The sequence below is a fragment of the Streptomyces sp. ATexAB-D23 genome, from assembly GCF_000373645.1.
Taxonomy (GTDB): Bacteria; Actinomycetota; Actinomycetes; order Streptomycetales; family Streptomycetaceae; genus Streptomyces; species Streptomyces castrisilvae.
Genome location: NZ_KB892001.1, coordinates 358847 through 380210, shown reverse-complemented (window position 1 = coordinate 380210; position 21364 = coordinate 358847). Strand labels below are relative to the sequence as shown.

Genomic DNA, 21364 nt, shown 5'->3' with positions numbered 1-21364 from the left:
GTCAGTCCGCGAGGTAGCGCTCGACCGTCTCGACCTTGGAGGTGAGGCCGTCGGTGACGCCGGGGCGGATGTCCGCCTTCAGGACGAGGGAGACCCGTCCGGCACGCGCCTCGACGGCCGCGACCGCCCGCTTGACGACGTCCTTCCCCAAGCTCTCAACTACGTTCGAGCAGGGGAGACCCCACTCTCGTCCCACTCCCCTTCGACGGAGGTGAACATCGCGTCCGTGCGGTTGGGCAGCCCGGACTCGCGGACGACCCGGACGGCGTCGGCGACGTACTCACCGACGTCCTCGCCGACGCCGAGCGGGCTGACGGAGAAGGCGACGATCATGCGCTGACCGTGCCTTCCCGGCGCGCGCGGGCGGCGATGACGCTGTCGGCCTCGTAACGCTTGAGCACCTTGTCGCCGTACAGGCCACCGAAGGGCAGCACGCAGAGCAGGAAGAAGAAGGCGACGCGCTTGAGCGGCCACTTGGTCTTCGCCCAGACGTCCAGCAGGGCCACGACGTAGATCACGAAGAGCACGCCGTGCAGCATGCCGAGCGGCATCATCAGGAAGTCGATGTCGGAGATCCGGCTCAGCACCGAGCCGAAGAGGATCAGCGCGGGGAAGGACAGCGCCTCGGGAATCGAGATGAGGCGCAGCCGGTGCAGGGCGGTAGCGGTCTTGATGTCCACGGGGGCACCTTCGGTGGGAGGGTCGTGACGGCTTGTGAACGCACGCACAAGCGGCACCATTGTGACATCGCGGCTCGGACCGCCCGGCGGCGGGGGCGGCCGCACCCGGAAGGACTCGGCGCCCGTCCCCCGTAAGAAGTACGTCCCGATTGCGTCCGGGTCCGGTACCGGATGCGTATCAGGGGCGGTCCGGGACGGCCCGGCGCACCGCTGCCCCTGTTCCGCCGGCGGTGCGTGCCGCTATTTTCGCCGGGTGGCAATGTTCCGGCTCCAGGAGAGCAAGACGCTCGCCGTCGATCTGAACGGCGACGCCGTCAAGGCGAAGAACGGCTCCATGGTCGCTTACGAGGGCCAGATGTCGTTCAAGAAGATGACGGGCGGCGGTGAGGGGCTGCGCGGGATGGTGACGCGCAGACTGGCCGGCGAATCGATGGCGGTGATGCAGGTGTCCGGGAAGGGCACCTGCTACTTCGCGGACCGCGCGAGCGAGATCAATCTCGTCTCGCTGCACGGCGACAAGCTGTACGTCGAGGCGAGCAATCTGCTCTGCACCGACGCGGGGCTGCGCACGGGCACCACGTTCACCGGGCTGCGCGGTGGCGCGACGGGCAACGGCCTGTTCACCACCACCGTCGAGGGCACCGGACAGGCGGCGATCATGTCGGACGGAACGGCCGTGGTGCTGCGGGTCTCCGCCCAGTACCCGCTGTTCGTCGACCCGGGCGCCTACATCGCCCACCAGGGCAATCTCCAGCAGCACTTCCAGTCCGGGGTGAACTTCCGGACGTTCATGGGCGAGGGCTCGGGCGAGTCGTTCCAGATCCGTTTCGAGGGCGAGGGACTCGTCTACGTGCAGCCCAGCGAGCGGAACACGATCGGGGGCAACGTCTGATGCCGTTCCGTGAGATCAACTCGAAGATGGTCGAGGCGACGGTGGTCCCCGGCCAGAAGATGTTCAGCCAGCGCGGGGCGATGCTCGCCTACCGCGGCGAGGTGGCGTTCACGCCGAACATCCAGGGCGGCCAGGGCGGGGTGATGTCGATGATCGGCCGCCGGATGGCGAACGAGGCGACCCCGCTGATGACGGTCGAGGGGAACGGCACGGTGATGTTCGGCCACGGCGGCCACCACATCCAGGTGATCAACCTGTCCGGGGACACGCTGTACGTGGAGGCGGACCGGCTGCTCGCCTTCGACGGGACGCTCCAGCAGGGCACGATGTTCATGGGCTCGCAGGGCGGGGTGATGGGCATGGTGCGCGGGCAGGTGACCGGCCAGGGCCTGTTCACCACGACGCTCACCGGGCACGGCGCGGTGGCGGTGATGGCGCACGGCGGGGTCATCGAGCTGCCGATCGCCCCGGGCCGCGACGTGCACGTGGACCCGCAGGCGTACGTCGCCCACCACGGCGAGGTGCGCAACAAGCTCTCGACCGCGATCGGCTGGCGCGAGATGGTGGGGCGCGGCTCGGGCGAGGGGTTCCAGCTGGAGCTGAGCGGCAATGGTGCGGTGTACGTCCAGGCGTCGGAGGAGAAGCTGTGAACGGCCCCGTGGTCTTCGACCCGATGACGCTGCCGTCGGACGACAACGTCAACTCGTACACCTTCTGCGTGGAGCTCAAGGGGAGCCAGTGGTTCCTTCAGAAGGGCAAGATGATCGCCTACTACGGGCAGATCGGCTTCGACGGCATCGGGCACGGCCGCTTCGAGCGGCTGGTCCGGTCGAGCTTCCACTCGCCGCTGCACGCGAGCGACTGGGTGGTGGCCGAGGGCAGCGGCAAGATGCTGCTCGCGGACCGGGCGTTCGATGTGAACTCCTACGACCTGGACGACGGGAACCTGACGATCCGCTCCGGCAACCTGCTGGCCTACCAGCCGTCGCTGGCGCTGAAGCAGTCGATCGTGCCGGGGTTCCTGACGCTGATCGGTACGGGGAAGTTCGTCGCCGCCTCCAACGGTCCGGTGGTCTTCATGGAGCCGCCGCTGCGGGTCGACCCGCAGGCGCTGGTGGGCTGGGCGGACTGCCCCTCGCCGTGCCACCACTACGACCACGGCTACATGACCGGTGTCATAGGGGGGCTGCGCGCGCTCACGGGGATCGGCGGGGCGTCCGGCGAGGAGCACCAGTTCGAGTTCGTGGGCGCGGGTACGGTGCTGCTCCAGTCGTCGGAGGCGCTGATGACGGATCAGCCGGTGGGGGCGGTGCCACTGCAACCCGGGGTGCCGGGCGGCGGGGGTCAACACTGATCCTCGCCCCGTGGACCCCGCGGCCCGGGACCTCCGGCGTCGCTTCGTTTGGTGAACGGTAGTCTGCGGAGTGTGACATCGAACGTCTGCGCCCCGGCACGGCCCATGCCGTGCCGGGTGTCACACCCCCACACTTCGTCCGGCTTTCAACTTCTTAGGTAGAATCCATACATGGAGACCGAGACGGCCACCCGCTGGCTGAGCGACGCCGAGCAGTGCGCCTGGCGCACCCATCTGGACGTCAGCAGGCTGCTGATGCACCAGCTGGAGAAGGACCTCCAGCCGTTCGGCCTGACCAACAACGACTACGAGATCCTCGTGAACCTCTCGGAGTCGCCGGACCGGCGGATGCGGATGAGCGACCTCGCGGGCGCCACCCTCCAGTCCAAGAGCCGGCTCTCGCACCAGATCACCCGCATGGAGAGCACGGGCCTGGTCCGCCGGGAGCACTGCGAGTCGGACCGCCGCGGCCTGTTCGCGGTGCTCACCGACGAGGGCGCGGAGACGATGCGGAAGGTGGCCCCCCACCACGTCGCCTCGGTCCGCAAACACTTCATGGACCTGCTCACCCCGGACGCCCTGGCCGAACTGCACGCGGCCCTCACCCCGGTCGCCGAGCACCTGCGGGGACAGCGGGGCTAGGGCCTGTCCGGCGGATCTTCGTGGATCAGCCCGCGGCGTCCGGTGCGTGCTATCGGCGTGCGCCCGAATCGCCCTCGTGCTGGACGTACTCGGGTGATTCGGGCGTGCGGCGAGAGTGCGTCGCGGGCCCGCGAAGATCCGCCGGACAGGGCAATACACCTGGTGCCGTGGCAGGCCGCACGCGTCACCCGGCGCGGGCGGCCCCGCCCACCGGCGCCCGCGGCACGTCACTTGCCGTCGACCGGAAGCCAGCTGGACCGCGCCTGGGGCTGGTAGAACGTGCCGGTGTCGCCGTCGTACCGCATGACGAGCAGTTGCACGTTCCCTTTCTCCCAGTAGTCGTACTTACACGTGGCCATGGTGCCCGCGCCGCGCGGGTTGACGCACACGGCGGGCTCACGCCCGTAGTCGGTGTAGACCCCCACGGCGGAGGACATCCCGTCCGCCTGCGTGTCGGCCGACCACACCGTGTCGCCGTAGTGCTGGAAGCAGCCGACGGCGCCGTAGGTGGCGGTCACGCCCAGACACTCGGCGGGCAGTCCGCCCGCGTCGGCCGAGGCCGGCGCCGAAGTCCCCGTGCCCGCCGCCACGGGCGTGGCCATGACGATCTCCGTGCCGGGCGGCAGCGTCACCTCCCGGAGTCCCCTCGGGGACTCGTCGGCGAGTGCCGGCATCGTGGTCATGACGGAGACCGCCAGCACCGCCGCCCCGGTCAGCGCGCCCAGCCTGCCGCGTCCGGGTATGCCACGTGCGCCCATATTCCACTCCCCAGCCGGGCCGCGACGGGCGACCCACGACTTCACCGATGTGAACAAACGGTGATGGTAATGGACCTTCAACGTTGAACAAAGAGAAGCGGGCGCCGGCCGGTCCGGTCCGCGCGGCCGCTCTCCGCGAGGTCAGCCCGGCCCCGTGCCCGGCAGCCGCAGTTCGAAGCGGGCGCCGCCCTCCGGGGCATCGGTGACGGTGAGCCGGCCGCCGTGGCGGGCGGCCACGTCGCGGGCGATGGCGAGGCCCAGGCCCGCGCCTCCCTCGTCACGGGTGCGGGCGTCGTCGAGGCGTACGAACCGTTCGAAGACGCGCTCGCGTTCCGCTTCCGGCACCCCCGCACCGTCGTCGGTGACCACGACGACCACGCCGCCGCCCTCCCGGTGCACGCCGACGGTCACCGAACGGGCCGCGTGACGCTGGGCGTTGTCCAGGAGGTTGGCGACGACGCGGGCCAGTTGACCGCGCGAACCCGCCACCTCCGGACCGCCGGACTCCGGCACGGACACCGTGACGGGGACGCGGTCGCCGCCGCGCTGGGACACCTCCTCGCGGATCAGGGCCCCCAGGTCCAGCCGGGTCCGCGCCGGCCCCTCCCCCGCGTCGAGCCTGGCCAGCAGCAGCAGGTCGGCGGCGAGCGTCTGGAGGCGTACGGTGTCGGCGACCGCGCCCGGCAGGTCCAGCAGTCCGGGGTGGGCGGCGGCCACCTCCAGCTGGGTGCGCAGCGAGGCGATCGGGCTGCGCAGCTCGTGCGAGGCGTCGGCGACGAAGCGCCGCTGGCGGTCGACGGAGGCTTCGAGCGCGGTGAGCGTCTCGTTGGTCGTCCGGGCCAGGCGGGCGATCTCGTCGCGGGAGTCCGGCTCCGGGACCCTCCTGCCCAGGTCCTTCGACGCGGTGATCGCGGCCATCTCGCGGCGGATGCCCTCGACGGGGCGCAGCGCCCGCCGGGTCACCAGCCAGGTCACCGAGGCGACCACGAGGAGCACGACGGGCAGCCCGGCCAGCATCGCGGAGCGCACGCTGCGCACGGCCCGCTGCTCGGCGGCGAGCGGGGCGCCCGCGTGGACGGTCAGGGTGCGGCCCGCCGAGTCCGTCGCCTCGACCGAGGCGAACCGGTAGTCGGCGCGGTCGCCGTCCACGGTCGCGGTGCCGTTGCTGAAGTCCGGCTCGTCCGTGGACACTTCGCCCCGGCCCGGGTCGTCATCGTCGTCGCGGTCGTCGTCGCGGTCGTCACTGTCGTCCCGGTCGTCGTCCTCGTCCCCGGCCGCCGAAGGGGCGGGCGGGCGCTGCGGGGTGACCCGGTCGGTGCCGGTGCCGGAGATCGCCTCCAGGTCCTCGGAGACGGCCACCACGCGCCCGTCCTCGTCGGTCACCTGGACCGGGTGCTCCTCCTCGTCCCCCGTCTCCAGCTTGTCGTACGGCACGTCGAGGGCCAGCTGCCCGGCGACCTCGCGGGCGACGACCTCGGCCTGGAGGCCCGCCTGGTCGGTGAGGTTGGCGCGCAGGACGAGCAGGACGGCGAGCCCGGCGGCGCCCAGCGCGAGGGCGACGACGACGGTGGCGCCGAGCGCGGCCCTGGCCCGCACGGACCTCACAGCGCCTCCAGCCGGTATCCGGCGCCGCGCACCGTGCGGATGGCGGTGGCGCCGAGCTTGCGGCGCAGGGTGCTCACGTACACCTCGACGATGTTGGGGTCGCCGTCGTAGGCGAAGTCCCAGACGTGCTCCAGGATCTCCGCCTTGCTCACCACGTTCCCGGCCCGCAGCGCGAGCTGTTCGAGCACGGCGAACTCCTTGGCGGTCAGGGCGATCTCGGCCTCGCCGAGGTGCACGCGGCGGGCCGCGGTGTGCATCCGCAGGGCGCCGACGGTGATCACCGGCGACGCGGAGCCGCCCCGGCGGCGCAGCAGGGCGCGGACCCGGGCGACCAGCACCACGTAGCTGAACGGCTTGGTCAGGTAGTCGTCGGCGCCCGTGTCGAGCCCCTCCGCCTCGTCGTACTCGCCGTCCTTCGCGGTCAGCATCAGGACGGGCACCTCGTGACCGGCGGCGCGCAGGGCGGCGCAGACCCGGTAGCCGTTCATCCCGGGCAGCATGATGTCGAGGATCACGAGGTCGTACGCGCCGTCCAGGGCCCGGTGCAGGCCCTCGGCCCCGTCGTGCACGGCATCCACGGCGAACCCCTCGGCGGTGAGCCCCCGGGCCAGGGAGATCGCCAGCCGCTTCTCGTCCTCCACGATCAACAGGCGCATGTGCACAGCGTCGCAAACCGAAGCTGAAGACGGCTTCAGGTGGCTTCAGGCTGCGTTCAGCATCGCCCCGGCAGTGTGGACCGCGTCGCACCGGAGGAATCCGGCCGGCGACATCGTCCGACCAGCGACATCCGATGCGGGAGGAACCCCCATGAAGCGCAAGATCGTCATCGCCGCCGTCGCCGCGGCCGTGCTCGCCGGCGGCACGGCCGCCACGGCGGTCGCCCTCACCGACGGGGACGGCCACGACGACAGCGGCGGCCGTAGCGGCCACGCCGCGAGCGGTGTCACCGCCCGGGTCACGGTCGGCGAAGCGGTCGCGGCCGGTCTGCGGGCCGTCCCAGGGACGGTGACCGAGGCGGAACTCGACGACGAGAACGGCGGGCTCGTCTGGGAGCTCGATGTGTACGGCTCCGACCGGGCGTGGCACGACGTGACGGTGGACGCGGGCAACGGCAAGGTGCTCGGCAAGCACATCGACCACGACGACGGCGACCGGCGCGCGCCCCGGAAGACCTCCGTCACGCTGGACGAGGCGGTGGCCGCCGCGCTGAAGTCGGCCCCGGGCACGGTGACGTCGGTGGAGCTGGAGGGCGGGCGCGGCGGCGCGGCGCACTGGGAGGTGGACGTGCGCGGCAAGGACGGCGGGGAGCACGAGCTGAACGTGGACGCAAGGTCGGGGGGCGTCACGGCGGACGGTTACGACGACGGGGACGACCGGGACGACGACTGAGCCCCGGCCCGGGTCGTCAGGGGGCGTAGGCGGAGAGGACCGTCCCGTCCTCGAAGCTCATGAACAGCGCGTCGCCCGAGGCGATGACCGGGACGGACGCCGGGTCGAGCGGGTCTCCGGGCTCGCCCGGCCAGTCCTTGATCAGCCCGGGGCTCGTGGGCCGCGGAGTGCCCTCGGCGTTCAGCGGGATGGCTCCGGGCCCGTGTCCCTCCACGACGACGGCGTGGTCACCGACGACGAACGGCACGCCCTCGGTCTCCAGCCCCTCCCCGCAGTCGCACGTCACCCAGCGCAGCTGCCCGTCGGCCAGGCCGAACGCGTACACCTGGCTCGTGCTGCTCGCCACGACGACGCCGTCCCGCGAGACCGTGGGGCGGTAGGCGATGTCCACGCCGGGGGCTTCGGTGCGGCGCCTGTCCGGGTCCGTCACGTTCACGACCGTCAGGCCGTCGGAGCCCGAACAGAGCAGCTGCGTCCCTTTCAGGACCGGTGTACGGCAGGTGAGGTCGCCCGCCGGCACACCCGGCTGCCGTGCGCCGTCGGAGCTGTTCAGGACGGTGACGGCCTCGCCGACCGCGACGAGACGGCCATCGGCGAAGAGCAGTTCGGCCTCGTCCGCCGACTCCTGCCAGGCCGTGTCCCACGCCTGCGCGTGCTTGCCGGTCAGCCGCTGGGCGATCAGCCGGCCAGTGCCGGAGCCGGCGGTCTTGGCGGCGTAGTAGAGAACGTCGCCGGACTGCACGGAGTCAACCACCTGCGAGCCGTCCGGAAGCCGTTCGCGCCATTGCTCCTTGCCGTCGGACAGGTCGCGCGCCACCAGGGCGTTGCCCTCGAAGGCGTAGACGGTGGTGCCGAGGACGGCGCCCACGGAGGCGGGCGCGGACCCGGCCCTCGTCTGCGGGCCACGCCAGCGCCGTTTGCCGTCCGCCGCGTCCAGCACGGTGATCCGGCGGGCGTCGGCGCACACCAGGGACGCGCCCGCGAGCGCGCACTCCACCGGGCCGTCGGCTACCTGGGTGTGCCACGCCTTCCAGCCCTTCGGCCGGTTGGAGACGTCGGCGGCCACCGCCCCGAAGTCGCCGGTACGGCCGGGGTCCGCGCCCGGGAAGACGGCGGCCCCGGACCGGACTCCGACCGCGTCCGTGGCGGATGCGGCCGACCGCCGGCCGCCGGACGCGCCGGCGTCGTTCTTCTCGTCGTCCCGGTCGAGGAGCCCCGGCAGCAGCACCGCCACCAGGGCGAGGCACACGACCGCGGCCCCCGCCGCGAGCCCGGTCCACAGCGACCTGCTGCCGGGGCGCTCGCCCGGCACCGGCACCGGCACGGGCACGGCGGGCGTCGGGGCGTACGCGGGCCGGTGGGGCGGATACGCGGGTGCCGACGCCCGCGCGCAGGCGTCGGCCGCCGCCGCGTGGGCGGCGAGCTGACCGCGTACCGCGTTGGTCCAGGGGAAGGCTCCGGGGGCGGGGCCGTCCGGCAGGAGCAGGTCCGCCAGCCGCCGGGGTGCGGGCCGGGCACCGGGGTCGCTGCGCAGGCAGGACTCGATCACGTCCCTCAACCCGGCCGGTACGCCGGAGAGTTCGGCCTCGCCCCGGGAGATCCGGTAGATGACGGCCGCCATGTCCGAGTCGTCGAACGGCCCCCGGCCCGTCGCCGCGAACGCCAGCACCGCGCCCAGGCAGAACACGTCGGAGGCGGGCACGAGGGAGCGTGAGCCGTTGACGTGCTCGGGCGAGATGTAGCCGGGGCTGCCGACCACGACGCCGGTACGGGTCAGCTGGGTGGCGTCGAAGGCCTGGGCGATCCCGAAGTCGATGACCTTGGGGCCGTCGGGGCCCAGGAGTACGTTGCCGGGCTTGAGGTCGCGGTGCAGGACGCGTACGGCGTGCATGTCGGCGAGGGCCAGGGCGAGTCCGGCGCCCAGGGCCCGGACCACGGGTTCGGGAAGCGGGCCGCTGCGGGCCACCGCCTCGGCGAGCGAGGGGCCCGGCACGTACTCGGTCGCGAGCCACGGCAGCCGGCCGTTCGCGTCGCCGCCCACGAGGCCGGCGGTGTGCGGGCTGCGTACGGCCCCGGCGGCGGCGATCTCACGGCGGAAGCGGACCCGGAAGCCGTCGTCGAGGTCCAGGTCGGGCCGGATCGTCTTCAGCGCGACCAGCCCGCCGGCGGCCCGCGCGCCTCCGGCGGGCCCGGCCAGGTAGACCTCGCCCATGCCGCCCGCGCCGAGCAGTCCGAGCAGCTGGTAGGGCCCGATCAGCCGGGCCCGTCCGGCCGGCAGCGGCTGGATCACTGTGCGCTCTCCTCGGTCCGTGCGGGGGTCACTCGGGCAGCGGTACGGAGACCGTGGTGCCGTCGTCGTAGACGATGTGCACGACCCCGCCGACCGGCAGTACCTGGGGGGCGAGCACTTCCTTGCCCAGCTCGATGCCGTTGGCGCGTTCGTACTCGGGGGGCCTGCTCGGGCCCGGGGCCCCGGGGACCGCGGTCCCGCGCAGGGAGCCGAGGGTGCCGTCGGGGTGCAGGGCGACCGTGTACAGCGTCGCGGTGTCCGCCCAGACCAGGGTGTCGGCGACGATCAGCGGGCTGGAGACCGGATTGCTCATCCCCTCCTCCGGATGGACCTTCATCGGGAACCGGCCGAGCGTCCGGCCGTCCGCCTGCCCGACGACGACGATCTCGTCGGGCACGCTCTCGACGTACTCGTCGCCCCTGAGCAGCACGACCACCCGGTCGTCGAGCGCGGTCAGCGCCGCTTCGGCCACCAGCCCGGAGTCCACCCGCACCTCCCCCCGCGCCTTGAGGTCACCGGCGGTGTACCGCAGGACGACCAGGTCGTCGCCGAAGCCCGAAGGATCGTCGTTGTGGACGCTCGTCGTGCAGAACGCGGACGTGCCCCGCACGCGCATCCCCCAGCACACGGCGTTCGCGGACTTCTCGTCCTTGCCGCCGGCCGAGCCCACCGGGGTGCCGTCCTCGGGGCGGAACGCCTTCGGGCCGGCCAGGCCCATGGCATAGGCGACCTCGCCGTCGGTGGCCAGGGGCCAGAAGTTGGACTTCTGCGCCATGGATATGCCGTCCGGAGCCAGTGGCTGTCGCCACTTCTCGGCGCCCGTCGCGCGGTCGAACCCGGCGAGTTCGGACCCCGCGGATCCTGGGCCGGACCCGGAAGCGGCGGCGAGTACCAGGTCGCCCACGACGAGCGGCGCGCTCTCCAAGGCGAGCGCCGCGCCCGCTCTGGTCTCCCAACGCCCCTTCCCCGTGCGGGCGTCCAGCGCGTGGAGGCGGCCGCCCACGGCCAGCACGACGGTGTCGTCGTAGACGGTGGGCAGGGTCGCCCCGGCCGGCATGAAGAACGCGCCACTCGGCCCCCAGCCCGCCCCCCGGCCGCCCAGCTCCGCTCCCGAGTCGAACGTCCACATCCGGTGCCCGTCACCCGCCGACAGGGCCTCGTACGTGCCGTCGACGAGCCGGCAGACCAGTGCGTCCCGCCCGGCCGAGCAGCCGAGCGGGGGCCCGGCGAACTTCCCCTGCCAGGACTTCTTCCAGCCGGCGGGGCGCACGTCGCGGCCGTACGGAATGGTGCCCGACGCGTCCGGGCCGCCGTTCTCGCCCACGCCCGCGACGATGGTGGCGGCGGACCCGGGTGAGGTCTCGGCGGGGCCGCTGCCGCGGTCGCGCCAGGCCAGATACCCGCCCGTCGCCGCCCCCAGCACGATCAGTGCGGCGAGGGTGGCGCCCAGGGCGCGCCTCGGGCGGCGGGCGGGGGCGGGAAGGCCGGGGCCCTGGGTGGGTGCGAGGTGCAGGCCGGGGGTGGAGTCCGTGCCCCGGGCGGGCAGTTGGTGCGGCCCCGCCGGGCTCCCCGTAACCGCCTCGGTCGGCGTGTAGCCCGGCAGCAGGGGCCCGTCCAGCGCGCCGACCCGGGCCAGTTCCCGCCCGTACTCCGCGATCTGCCCGGCGACCGGGGCGGGCCAGTCGGCGGCGGCGCCGGGCGCGAGGTGGCCGGCGAGTTCGGCGGCGGTGGGGCGGGCGGCCGGGTCGGCGGTCAGGCACCTCTCCAGCACCGCGCGCAGCGCGTCCGGCACGTCGTCGAGGTCGGCCTCGACGTACTTCACCCGGTAGAGGACGGCGGCCACCGGGCCGTCCCCGAACGGGTCGTGCCCGGTGGCGGCGAAGCAGAGCAGCGAGGCGAGGCAGAAGATGTCGGAGGCCGGGACGACGCGTCCGCTGCCCGCGACGTGCTCCGGGGACATGAAGGCGGGGCTGCCGACCATCCGGCTGGTGGTGGTGAGCGGGGTGGCGCCGGCGTCCCGGGCGATGCCGAAGTCGATGAGGCGCGGCCCGTCGGCGGCGAGCATGACGTTGCCCGGTTTCACGTCGCGGTGGACGATCCCCGCCGCGTGGACCGCCGCCAGGGCGCGGGCGATCCCGGCGCCCAGCATCCGCACCTCGGCCTCGTCCATGGCGCCCGCCCCGCGCACGGCGGCGGACAGCGTCGGCCCGGCCACGTACGCGGTGGCGAGCCAGGGCACCTCGGCGTCGGCGTCCCCGTCGAGCAGCGGGGCGAGGTGGGGTCCGGTGACGGACCGGGCGACGGTGATCTCGCGGCGGAAGCGGCTGCGGAAGCCGGGGTCCTGGGCCACGTCGCGGCGGACGGTCTTGACGGCGGCGGGTCCGGTGCCGTCACCCCGGTCGCCGAGGAAGACCTCACCCATGCCGCCCGCGCCCAGCCGGGCCCTGATCGCGTACGGGCCGATCGTCCTGGGCGAGTCGTCCCTGAGCGGACCGAGCATGTGCCACTCCCCCCTGGTGCGCATGACACGTGGCCGCCGGCAATCCTGCCACGGCCGGCCGGAAGAGGGGTGAGTACGCGAACACCACGGCCCGCGCCGGTAACTGACATTACGTCAGCGAGCGCCGATGAGAAAGGCCCCTCTTCGGGCGCGGCCCGCACGCCGCGCCCGAAGAGGGACCGTCAGCCCTCGACCATCGGCCCTCGACCGTCAGCCCTCGACCATCGGCCCTAGACCGTCAGCCCTCGCCGGTCAGCTCCGCCACCAGTTCGTCGGCCGCCGCGTACGGGTCGAGGCCGCCGGCCACGATGCGCTCGGCCAGCGCTCCGAGGCGGCGGTCGCCGTGCAGGCTGCCGATGCGCTCACGGAGCCGGGTGACCGTGATCGTCTCGACTTCGCGGGCGGCGCGGGCCGCGCGCCGCTCGCCGAGGACCCCGCGCTCCTCCATCCACGCCCGGTGCTTCTCCAGGGCCTCGACCACCTCGTCGACGCCCTCGCCCCGGGCGGCAACCGTCTTCACGATCGGCGGCCGCCAGTCGCCGGGGCCCCGGGACTCCCCGAGGCCCAGCATGTGGTTGAGCTCGCGTGCGGTGGCGTCCGCCCCGTCCCGGTCGGCCTTGTTCACCACGTACACATCGCCGATCTCCAGGATTCCGGCCTTGGCCGCCTGGATGCCGTCGCCCATGCCGGGGGCGAGCAGGACGACCGAGGTGTCGGCCTGGGAGGCGATCTCCACCTCGGACTGGCCGACGCCCACGGTCTCCACCAGGACGACGTCGAAGCCCGACGCGTCCAGCACCCGGATCGCCTGCGGCGCCGCCCAGGCGAGGCCGCCGAGGTGGCCGCGGGTCGCCATGGAGCGGATGTAGACGCCCGGGTCGGAGGCGTGGTCCGACATCCGGACCCGGTCGCCGAGCAGGGCCCCGCCGGAGAACGGCGAGGACGGGTCGACGGCGAGGACGGCGACCCGCTTGCCCTGCCGCCGGTAGGCGGAGACGAGCGCCGACGTCGATGTCGACTTGCCGACACCCGGCGAACCGGTCAGGCCGACGACGTAGGCGTTGCCGGCCAGCGGCGCCAGGGCCGCCATCACCTCGCGCAGTTGCGGCGAGGCCCCCTCCACCAGCGAGACGAGCCGTGCCACGGCCCGCGGCCTGCCCGCACGGGCCTGCTCCACCAGGGTGGGGACATCCACCATCACCGCTCCGTCTCCTCGCTGCCTGTTGCGCGTGTTCTGCGTACTACTTGCCCGGGACGCGCAGGATCAGCGCGTCGCCCTGGCCGCCACCGCCGCACAGGGCCGCGGCCCCGATGCCGCCGCCGCGCCGCTTGAGCTCCAGCGCCAGGTGCAGCACCACCCGGGCGCCGGACATGCCGATGGGGTGGCCGAGCGCGATGGCGCCGCCGTTGACGTTGACCTTCTCCGAGGTGACGCCGAGGTCCTTCATGGACTGGACGGCGACGGCCGCGAACGCCTCGTTGATCTCGATGACGTCGAGGTCCTCGACGCCGATGCCCTCCTTCTTCACGGCGTGCCGGATCGCGTTGGACGGCTGCGACTGGAGCGAGTTGTCCGGGCCCGCCACATTGCCGTGGGCGCCGATCTCGGCGATCCACTCCAGGCCCAGCTCCTCGGCCTTGGCCCTGCTCATGACGACGACCGCGGCGGCGCCGTCGGAGATCTGCGAGGAGGTGCCCGCCGTGATCGTGCCGTCCTTGGCGAAGGCCGGGCGCAGCTTGCCGAGGGACTCGGTGGTCGTCTCGGGGCGGATGCCCTCGTCCTTCGAGAAGAGGACCGGGTCGCCCTTGCGCTGCGGGATCTCGACCGGGGTGATCTCGGCCTCGAACAGGCCGTTCTTCTGGGCCGCGGCGGCGCGCTGGTGGGACAGGGCGCCGATCTCGTCCTGGGCGGCGCGGTCCAGGCCGAGGCGGGTGTTGTGCTTCTCGGTGGACTCGCCCATCGGGATGTTCTCGTAGGCGTCGGTCAGACCGTCGTACGCCATGGAGTCGAGCATCTCGACCGCGCCGTACTTGTAGCCCTCGCGGGACTTCGGGAGCAGGTGCGGGGCGTTCGTCATGGACTCCTGGCCGCCGGCCACGACGACGTCGAACTCACCGGCGCGGATCAGCTGGTCGGCCAGAGCGATGGCGTCGAGCCCGGAGAGGCACACCTTGTTGACGGTGAGGGCCGGGACGCTCAACGGGATACCGGCCTTGACCGCCGCCTGGCGGGCCGGGATCTGGCCGGCGCCGGCCTGGAGCACCTGGCCCATGATCACGTACTCGACCTGGTCGCCGCCGATGCCGGCCCGGTCCAGCGCCGCCTTGATGGCGAAGCCGCCGAGGTCGGCCCCGGAAAAGCTCTTGAGGGAGCCCAGGAGGCGGCCCATGGGCGTCCGGGCGCCCGCGACGATCACGGAAGTGGTACCGGTCGTTCCTGACATGAGGCACAGCCCCTTGGAATAGATGTGAACGAGGGTTTACTTGAATGTACTGAGCGGCCCCGCCCCCGTCATCCGGCCGCGAGTGTGATCGCGCGCACGTTGCGTAACCACCCGCCGCGCGCTGCACTGGTCCCATGCTGACGCGAATCGACCACATCGGGATCGCCTGTTTCGACCTCGACAAGACTGTCGAGTTCTACCGCTCGACCTACGGGTTCGAGGTCTTCCACTCCGAGGTCAACGAGGAACAGGGCGTGCGGGAGGCCATGCTCAAGATCAACGATACGTCCGACGGCGGCGCCTCCTACCTCCAGCTCCTCGAACCGACCCGCGAGGACTCCGCCGTGGGCAAATGGCTGGCCAAGAACGGGGAGGGCGTCCACCACATCGCCTTCGGTACGGCCGACGTCGACGCCGACGCCGCGGACATCCGGGAAAAGGGGGTCAGGGTGCTGTACGACGAGCCCAGGACGGGGTCGATGGGCTCCCGGATCACCTTCCTGCACCCCAAGGACTGCCACGGCGTCCTCACCGAACTGGTCACGGCAAAGACAGAGCACTGACCCGAGGCAGACCCGGCCCGGTAGAGTGGCTTTTCCGGGCCGGGGCCGGATCGGGGCCGCGGCGCGTCCTGGGCCGTTGATCTGTCACCATTCCCCGGGGGGCCGTTCACCGGCGGACGGTTCTCGTTCGGAGTGTACGACCGGGGTTGGGGTCTCCCCTGCTCAGTGGGACATCCCCTGCTCGAACGAAGTTGAGAGCTTGGGGAAAGAGTTGAGAGCTCGGGGAAGGATGGGACCGCGCAGTGCGGGGCTACGAACGCCAGGAGAGCCACCGGGCTGAAGACGACCATCTCTCGCGGTTCGAGGCCGAGATGGAACGGCTGAAGACCGACCGGGAGAAGGCCGTACAGCACGCCGAGGACCTCGGTTACCAGGTCGAGGTCTTGCGCGCCAAGCTGCACGAGGCACGGCGCAGTCTGGCGACCCGTCCCGCCTACGACAGCGCGGACATCGGCTACCAGGCGGAGCAGATGCTCCGTAACGCCCAGATCCAGGCCGAGCAGCTGCGTACCGACGCCGAGCGCGAACTGCGCGACGCCCGCGCCCAGACACAGCGCATCCTCCAGGAGCACGCGGAGCACCAGGCCCGGCTCCAGGCCGAGCTGCACAACGAGGCGGTGCAGCGCCGCCAGCAGCTGGACCGGGAGCTGGCCGAGCGCCGCCAGACCGTCGAGTCCCACGTCAACGAGAACGTCGCATGGGCCGAGCAGCTGCGGGCCAGGACCGAGTCGCAGGCCCGCCGCCTGCTGGAGGAGTCCAGGGCCGAGGCCGAGCAGGCGCTCGCCGCCGCCCGCGCCGAGGCCGCCCGGCTGGCCGAGGAGACGCGCCAGCGGGTCGGTTCGGAGGCCGAATCCGCCCGCGCCGAGGCGGAGTCGATCCTGCTGCGGGCCCGCAAGGACGCCGAGCGGATGCTCAGCGTCGCGGCCGGACAGGCCCAGGAGGCCACCAGCCACGCCGAGCAGCTGCGGCTGACGACGACCACCGAGACCGAGCAGACGCGGCAGCAGACCACCGAGCTGAACCGGGCCGCCGAGCAGCGCATGCAGGAGGCCGAGACCCAGCTGCGCGAAGCCAGGCTGGAGGCCGAGAAGGTCCTCGCCGAGGCCAAGGAGGCCGCGGTCAAGCGGCTGGCCGGTGCCGAGTCGCAGAACGAGCAGCGCACCCGTACCGCGAAGACGGAGATCGCCCGGCTGGTCGGCGAGGCCACCAAGGAGGCGGAGACCCTCAAGGCGGAGGCCGAGCAGGCCCTCGCGGACGCCCGTGCCGAGGCCGAGCGGCTGCGCGCCGAGGCCGCCGAGGCCGCCCGCACCGCCGCCGCCGAGGACGCCGCGGCGCAGCTCGCCAAGGCGGCCAGGTCCGCCGAGGAGGTGCTGACCAAGGCGTCCGACGACGCGAAGTCGACCACCAGGGCCGCGGGCGAGGAGGCCGAGCGCATCCGCCGCGAGGCGGAGGCCGAGGCCGACCGGCTGCGCGGCGAGGCGGCCGAGCAGGCCGATCAGCTCAAGGGCGCGGCCAAGGACGACACCAAGGAGTACCGGGCCAAGACGGTCGAGCTCCAGGAGGAGGCGCGCCGGCTGCGCGGCGAGGCCGAGCAGCTGCGGGCCGAGGCGGTCGCGGAGGGCGAGCGGATTCGCGGCGAGGCCCGCCGCGAGGCCCTTCAGCAGATCGAGGAGGGCGCGAAGACCGCCGAGGAGCTGCTCGCGAAGGCGAAGGCCGACGCGGAGGAGCTGCGCGGCGGCGCGGCCACCGAGAGCGAGCGGGTCCGCGGCGAGGCGGCCGAGCGGGCCGCCGCCCTGCGCAAGCAGGCCGAGGAGGCGCTCGACCGGGCCCGCACCGAGGCCGAGGAGCTGCGCACCGAGGCCGCGGAGCAGGCGGAGGCGGTGGGTACGGCGGCCGAGGAGGCCGCGTCCGGGCTGCGCGAGGAGACCGAGCGCGCGGTCGCGGCCCGGCAGGCGGAGGCGGCCGATGAGCTGACCCGGCTGCACACCGAGGCCGAGACCCGTCTCGCCGCGGCCGAGCAGGCGCTCGGCGAGGCGCGTACGGAAGCGGAGCGCATCCGGCGGGAGACGAACGAGGAGTCCGAGCGGCTGCGCACCGAGGCCGCGGAACGGCTGCGGACGCTCCAGGAGCAGGCCGAGGCCGAGGCCCAGCGGCTGCGCGACGAGGCCGCCGCGGACGCCTCGCAGTCCCGTGCGGAGGGCGAGTCGGTCGCCGTACGGCTGCGCGGCGAGGCCGCCGCCGAGGCGGAGCGGCTGAAGACCGAGGCGCAGGAGACCGCCGACCGGGTGCGGTCGGAGGCCGCGGCCGCCGCCGAGCGGGTGGGCGCGGAGGCCGCAGAGGCGCTGGCCGCCGCCCAGGAGGAGGCGAACCGGCGCCGGCGCGAGGCCGAGGAGACGCTCGACGCCGCGCGCACCGAGGCGAACCAGGAGCGTGAGCGGGCCCGCGAGCAGAGCGAGGAGCTGCTCGCCTCCGCGCGCAAGCGGGTCGAGGAGGCGCAGGCCGAGGCGCAGCGCCTGACCGGCGAGGCGGAGACGCGGGCCACCGAGCTGGTCGCGGCGGCCGAGCAGACCGCCCAGCAGGTGCGGGACGCGGTCAGCGGGCTCCAGGAGCAGGCCGAGGCGGAGATCGCCGGGCTGCGCTCCACCGCGGAGCATGTCGCGGAGCGGACGAAGACCGAGGCGCAGGAGGAGGCCGACCGGCTCCGGGCCGACGCGCACGCGGAGCGGGAGCGGGCGGGCGGGGACGCCGCCCGTATCCGCGAGGTGGCTCAGGAGGAGACGGACGCCGCGAAGGCGATGGCCGAGCGTACGGTCTCCGAGGCGATCACGGAGTCCGAGCGGCTGCGCGCCGAGGCCGCCGAGTACAGCCAGCGGATGCGTACGGAGGCGTCGGACGCCCTGGCGTCGGCCGAGCAGGACGCGTCGCGCAGCCGGGCGGAGGCCCGCGAGGACGCCAACCGGATGCGGACCGAGGCGGCGGCCCAGGCCGACCTGCTGGTGGGCGAGGCGACCGCGGAGGCGGAGCGGCTGCGCACCGACGCGGAGCGGCAGGCGGCCCGGGTCGGCGACGAGGCGGCGGGCGAAGCGGAGCGGATGCGCGCGGAGGCGGCGGCCACCGTGGGTTCGGCGCAGGAGCACGCGGCGCGGACCCGCGAGGAGTCGGAGCGGCTGCGGGCCGACGCGGAGGCGGCGGCCGAGCAGATGCGGGCCGAGGCGCGCCAGGAGGCGGACCGGCTGCTGGACGAGGCGCGCGAGGCGGCGTCCAAGCGCCGGGCCGACGCGGCCGAGCAGGCGGACCAGCTGGTCAACAAGGCCCAGGAGGAGGCGCTGCGCGCCGCCACGGAGGCCGAGGAGCAGGCCGACACGATGGTCGGCGCGGCGCGCAAGGAGGCGGTGCGGATCACCTCCGAGGCGACCGTCGAGGGCAACGGGCTGGTGGAGCGGGCCCGCGCGGACGCGGACGAGCTGCTGGTCGGCGCGCGCCGGGACGCGACGCAGATCCGGGAGCGGGCCGAGGAGCTGAGGACCCGTCTGGAGGGCGAGATCCAGGAACTGCACGACCGGGCACGCCGCGAGACGTCCGAGCAGATGAAGACGGCCGGCGAGCGCGTCGACAACCTGATGAAGGCGGCGACCGAGCAGCGCGAGGAGGCCGCGGCCAAGGCCAAGGAGCTGCTGGCGGACGCGAACGCGGAGGCGAGCAAGGTCAGGATCGCCGCGGTGAAGCGGGCCGAGTCGCTGCTGAAGGAGGCCGAGCAGAAGAAGGCCAGCCTGGTGCGCGAGGCCGAGAAACTGCGGGCGGACGCCGAGGCCGAGGCCAAGCGGACGGTGGACGAGGGCCGGCGCGAGCTCGATGTCCTGGTGCGCCGGCGCGAGGACATCAACACCGAGATCTCCCGTGTCCAGGACGTGCTGGAGGCGCTGGAGTCCTTCGAGACCCCGGCGCCGAGCGGCAAGGGCACGGGCGCGGCACCGCCCGGCGGCGTCAAGGCCGGGGCCGCTGCGGGCACGCGATCGGGTGGCAAGCAGTCCGATGGGTAGTCGGCCGGCCGTCCGTCGTGGTTCCGCGTGGACCTTCCTACCCGACCGTGATCCGTCGAGCACGCCCTCCGGGTGTCAGCCACTCAAAAGGGGTGTCATTCTCCAGATCAAAAGCGCATCTGCTCGATGACACGCCGTTCCGGCCCCTAGGATTCCCTCTATCACCTCACCGGTCTCACTTCGACAGGAACCCCATGAGTGACCCTTCCTCCCCCTTCGGCTTCGAACTCGTGCGGCGTGGTTACGACCGCGGTCAGGTGGATGACCGCATTACCAAGCTCGTCGCCGACCGTGATAGTGCCCTCGGCCGCATCACATCGCTGGAAAAGCGCATCGAGGAGCTTCACCTCGAAACGCAGAACGCCCAGGCCCAGGTGAACGACGCGGAGCCGTCGTACGCGGGTCTCGGCGCACGCGTGGAGAAGATCCTCCGCCTCGCCGAGGAGGAGGCGAAGGACCTGCGCGAGGAGGCCCGTCGCGCCGCCGAGCAGCACCGTGAGCTCGCCGAGTCCGCCGCCCAGCAGGTGCGCAACGACGCCGAGACGTTCGCCGCCGAGCGCAAGGCCAAGGCCGAGGACGACGGCGTCCGCATCGTCGACAAGGCCAAGGGTGAGGCGACCGCTCTGCGCTCGGACGCGCAGAAGGACGCGGCCCAGAAGCGTGAGGAGGCCGACGCCCTCTTCGAGGAGACCCGCGCCAAGGCCGCCCAGGCCGCCGCGGACTTCGAGACGAACCTCGCCAAGCGCCGCGACCAGTCGGAGCGCGACCTCGCGTCCCGTCAGGCCAAGGCCGAGAAGCGTCTGGCCGAGATCGAGCACCGCGCCGAGCAGCTCCGTCTGGAGGCCGAGAAGCTCCGTACGGACGCCGAGCGCCGGGCCCGTCAGACGGTGGAGACCGCGCAGCGCCAGTCCGAGGACATCGTGGCGGACGCCAACGCGAAGGCCGACCGCATCCGCAGCGAGTCGGAGCGCGAGCTCGCGGCCCTCACCAACCGCCGCGACTCGATCAACGCGCAGCTGACCAACGTCCGCGAGATGCTGGCGACGCTGACCGGTGCCGCCGTGGCCGCCGCCGGCACCCCCGCCGACGAGGAGCCCGCCTCCCGCGGTGTTCCGGCCCAGCAGACCCGCTGACGCCGGCGCGAAGCACCCGCTCCGCATCCCTCGTGCCCGGTTCCGCCTTTGTGGTGGCGCCGGGCACGCGGGCGTTCTAGCGTGAACGCATGATCGAGCTTGACGGACTCACCAAACGTTTCGGACACAAGGTCGCCGTCGACCAGTTGTCGTGCGTGATCAAACCGGGAATGGTGACGGGTTTTCTGGGACCCAACGGGGCGGGCAAGTCCACCACGATGCGGATGATGCTCGGTCTCGACAACCCCACCAGCGGTTCCGTGCGCATCGACGGCAAGCACTACCGCGACCTCGCCGAACCGCTGAAGTACATCGGCGCGCTGCTTGACGCCAAGGCGATGCACGGCGGGCGCAGCGCGTACCACAATCTGCTGTGCCTTGCCCAGAGCAACCGCATCCCGGAAAGCCGGGTTGCGGAGGTCCTGGACACCGTCGGGCTGACCGCGGTGGCGAAGAAGAAGTCCAAGGGCTTCTCGCTCGGCATGGGCCAGCGGCTCGGCATCGCCTCGGCGCTGCTGGGCGACCCCGAGATCCTCATGTTCGACGAACCGGTCAACGGCCTGGACCCCGAGGGCATCCACTGGATCCGGAATCTGATGAAGACGCTCGCGGGCCAGGGCCGGACCATCTTCGTCTCCTCGCACCTGATGAGCGAGATGGCGCTGACCGCCGACCATCTGATCGTGATCGGCCAGGGCAGGCTGCTCGCGGACACGTCGATGGCCGACTTCATCCACGAGAACTCCCGCAGCTACGTCCGGCTGCGCTCGCCGCAGCAGGAGCGGCTGCGCGATGTGCTGCACGAGGAGGGCATCGCCTCCGTCGAGGCGGGCGACGGTGCGCTGGAGGTGGACGGTGCCACCACCGAGGACATGGGTGAGCTGGCCGCCCGGCACACGATCGTGCTGCACGAGCTGAGCGCCCAGCGGGCGTCGCTGGAGGAGGCGTTCATGCAGATGACGGCGGGCTCGGTGGAGTACCACGCGCACTCGGGCCAGGACGGGGCGCCACCGCCCGAGGAACAGCCATGGGGCCAGTGGGGTCAGCGCCCCGACAGCGGAAAGGGGGCGTGAC

The 21364-nt window shown here is 72.9% G+C and carries 17 protein-coding genes and 1 pseudogene; 9 read left to right on the top strand and 9 right to left on the bottom strand.

The window, feature by feature from the left end; translation table 11 throughout:
* Position 1: 1 nt before the first annotated feature.
* Both B082_RS35390 and B082_RS0101670 read right to left on the bottom strand, forming a co-directional pair.
* Positions 2-333 (bottom strand): annotated as a pseudogene (locus B082_RS35390) (thiamine-binding protein).
* Positions 330-680 (bottom strand): DUF3817 domain-containing protein, encoded by a 351-nt coding sequence (locus B082_RS0101670; protein WP_018550081.1) that lies wholly within the window; start codon positions 678-680, stop codon positions 330-332. The pseudogene B082_RS35390 and the gene B082_RS0101670 overlap by 4 nt, the downstream one beginning before the upstream one ends.
* A gap of 259 nt (positions 681-939) precedes the next feature.
* Between B082_RS0101670 and B082_RS0101665 the strand changes: the two genes are divergently transcribed.
* The 4 genes from B082_RS0101665 (at position 940) to B082_RS0101650 (ending at position 3568) form a co-directional block, all read left to right on the top strand.
* The gene (locus tag B082_RS0101665; protein WP_018550080.1) at positions 940-1572 is read left to right on the top strand and encodes an AIM24 family protein; all 633 of its coding nucleotides are present in this window, start codon (positions 940-942) and stop codon (positions 1570-1572) included.
* The gene (locus B082_RS0101660) at positions 1572-2222 is read left to right on the top strand and encodes an AIM24 family protein (RefSeq protein WP_018550079.1); all 651 of its coding nucleotides are present in this window, start codon (positions 1572-1574) and stop codon (positions 2220-2222) included. The genes B082_RS0101665 and B082_RS0101660 overlap by 1 nt, the downstream gene beginning before the upstream one ends.
* A gap of 23 nt (positions 2223-2245) precedes the next feature.
* Positions 2246-2926 carry an AIM24 family protein gene (locus tag B082_RS35385; RefSeq protein WP_202453382.1) on the top strand — a complete coding sequence of 227 codons (681 nt, stop codon included), beginning with the start codon at positions 2246-2248 and terminating at the stop codon, positions 2924-2926.
* Positions 2927-3097: 171 nt separating this feature from the next.
* On the top strand, positions 3098-3568 hold the full coding sequence (locus B082_RS0101650; protein ID WP_018550077.1) for a MarR family winged helix-turn-helix transcriptional regulator: 471 nt from the start codon (positions 3098-3100) through the stop codon (positions 3566-3568).
* A 227-nt stretch (positions 3569-3795) separates the two neighbouring features.
* Here B082_RS0101650 and B082_RS0101645 read toward each other — a convergent pair whose 3' ends face one another.
* From B082_RS0101645 to B082_RS0101635, 3 genes are all read right to left on the bottom strand, one after another.
* Positions 3796-4326 (bottom strand): hypothetical protein, encoded by a 531-nt coding sequence (locus tag B082_RS0101645; protein WP_018550076.1) that lies wholly within the window; start codon positions 4324-4326, stop codon positions 3796-3798.
* A gap of 141 nt (positions 4327-4467) precedes the next feature.
* The gene (locus B082_RS0101640; RefSeq protein WP_018550075.1) at positions 4468-5931 is read right to left on the bottom strand and encodes a sensor histidine kinase; all 1464 of its coding nucleotides are present in this window, start codon (positions 5929-5931) and stop codon (positions 4468-4470) included.
* Positions 5928-6587: a response regulator transcription factor gene (locus B082_RS0101635; RefSeq protein WP_018550074.1), complete on the bottom strand. Its 660-nt coding sequence runs from the start codon at positions 6585-6587 to the stop codon at positions 5928-5930. The genes B082_RS0101640 and B082_RS0101635 overlap by 4 nt, the downstream gene beginning before the upstream one ends.
* Positions 6588-6738: 151 nt before the next feature.
* On the opposite strand from B082_RS0101635, the gene B082_RS0101630 reads away from it, so the two are divergent.
* Entirely contained in the window at positions 6739-7320 is a 582-nt protein-coding gene (locus B082_RS0101630) for a PepSY domain-containing protein (protein WP_018550073.1), read from the top strand.
* A gap of 16 nt (positions 7321-7336) precedes the next feature.
* On the opposite strand, the gene B082_RS0101625 is transcribed toward B082_RS0101630, so the two are convergent.
* From B082_RS0101625 to B082_RS0101610, 4 genes are all read right to left on the bottom strand, one after another.
* Positions 7337-9610 (bottom strand): protein kinase domain-containing protein, encoded by a 2274-nt coding sequence (locus tag B082_RS0101625; RefSeq protein ID WP_018550072.1) that lies wholly within the window; start codon positions 9608-9610, stop codon positions 7337-7339.
* Positions 9611-9638: 28 nt separating this feature from the next.
* Positions 9639-12110 carry a protein kinase domain-containing protein gene (locus B082_RS35380; protein ID WP_018550071.1) on the bottom strand — a complete coding sequence of 824 codons (2472 nt, stop codon included), beginning with the start codon at positions 12108-12110 and terminating at the stop codon, positions 9639-9641.
* A 238-nt stretch (positions 12111-12348) separates the two neighbouring features.
* Positions 12349-13308, bottom strand: a complete 960-nt coding sequence (gene meaB, locus B082_RS0101615; protein ID WP_018550070.1) for a methylmalonyl Co-A mutase-associated GTPase MeaB — start codon at positions 13306-13308, stop codon at positions 12349-12351.
* Between the two features lie 43 nt (positions 13309-13351).
* Complete coding sequence (locus B082_RS0101610) at positions 13352-14554, bottom strand: acetyl-CoA C-acetyltransferase (protein ID WP_026249318.1); 1203 nt, start codon at positions 14552-14554, stop codon at positions 13352-13354.
* Between the two features lie 134 nt (positions 14555-14688).
* Between B082_RS0101610 and mce the strand changes: the two genes are divergently transcribed.
* From mce to B082_RS0101590, 4 genes are all read left to right on the top strand, one after another.
* Positions 14689-15117, top strand: coding sequence for a methylmalonyl-CoA epimerase (gene mce / locus B082_RS0101605; RefSeq protein ID WP_018550068.1), 429 nt, complete (start codon positions 14689-14691; stop codon positions 15115-15117).
* 242 nt (positions 15118-15359) lie between these two features.
* On the top strand, positions 15360-19157 hold the full coding sequence (scy, locus tag B082_RS0101600; RefSeq protein ID WP_018550067.1) for a polarized growth protein Scy: 3798 nt from the start codon (positions 15360-15362) through the stop codon (positions 19155-19157).
* A 194-nt stretch (positions 19158-19351) separates the two neighbouring features.
* Positions 19352-20290 carry a hypothetical protein gene (locus tag B082_RS0101595; RefSeq protein ID WP_018550066.1) on the top strand — a complete coding sequence of 313 codons (939 nt, stop codon included), beginning with the start codon at positions 19352-19354 and terminating at the stop codon, positions 20288-20290.
* A gap of 89 nt (positions 20291-20379) precedes the next feature.
* On the top strand, positions 20380-21363 hold the full coding sequence (locus tag B082_RS0101590; protein WP_018550065.1) for an ABC transporter ATP-binding protein: 984 nt from the start codon (positions 20380-20382) through the stop codon (positions 21361-21363).
* The last annotated feature ends 1 nt before the right edge of the window (position 21364 follow it).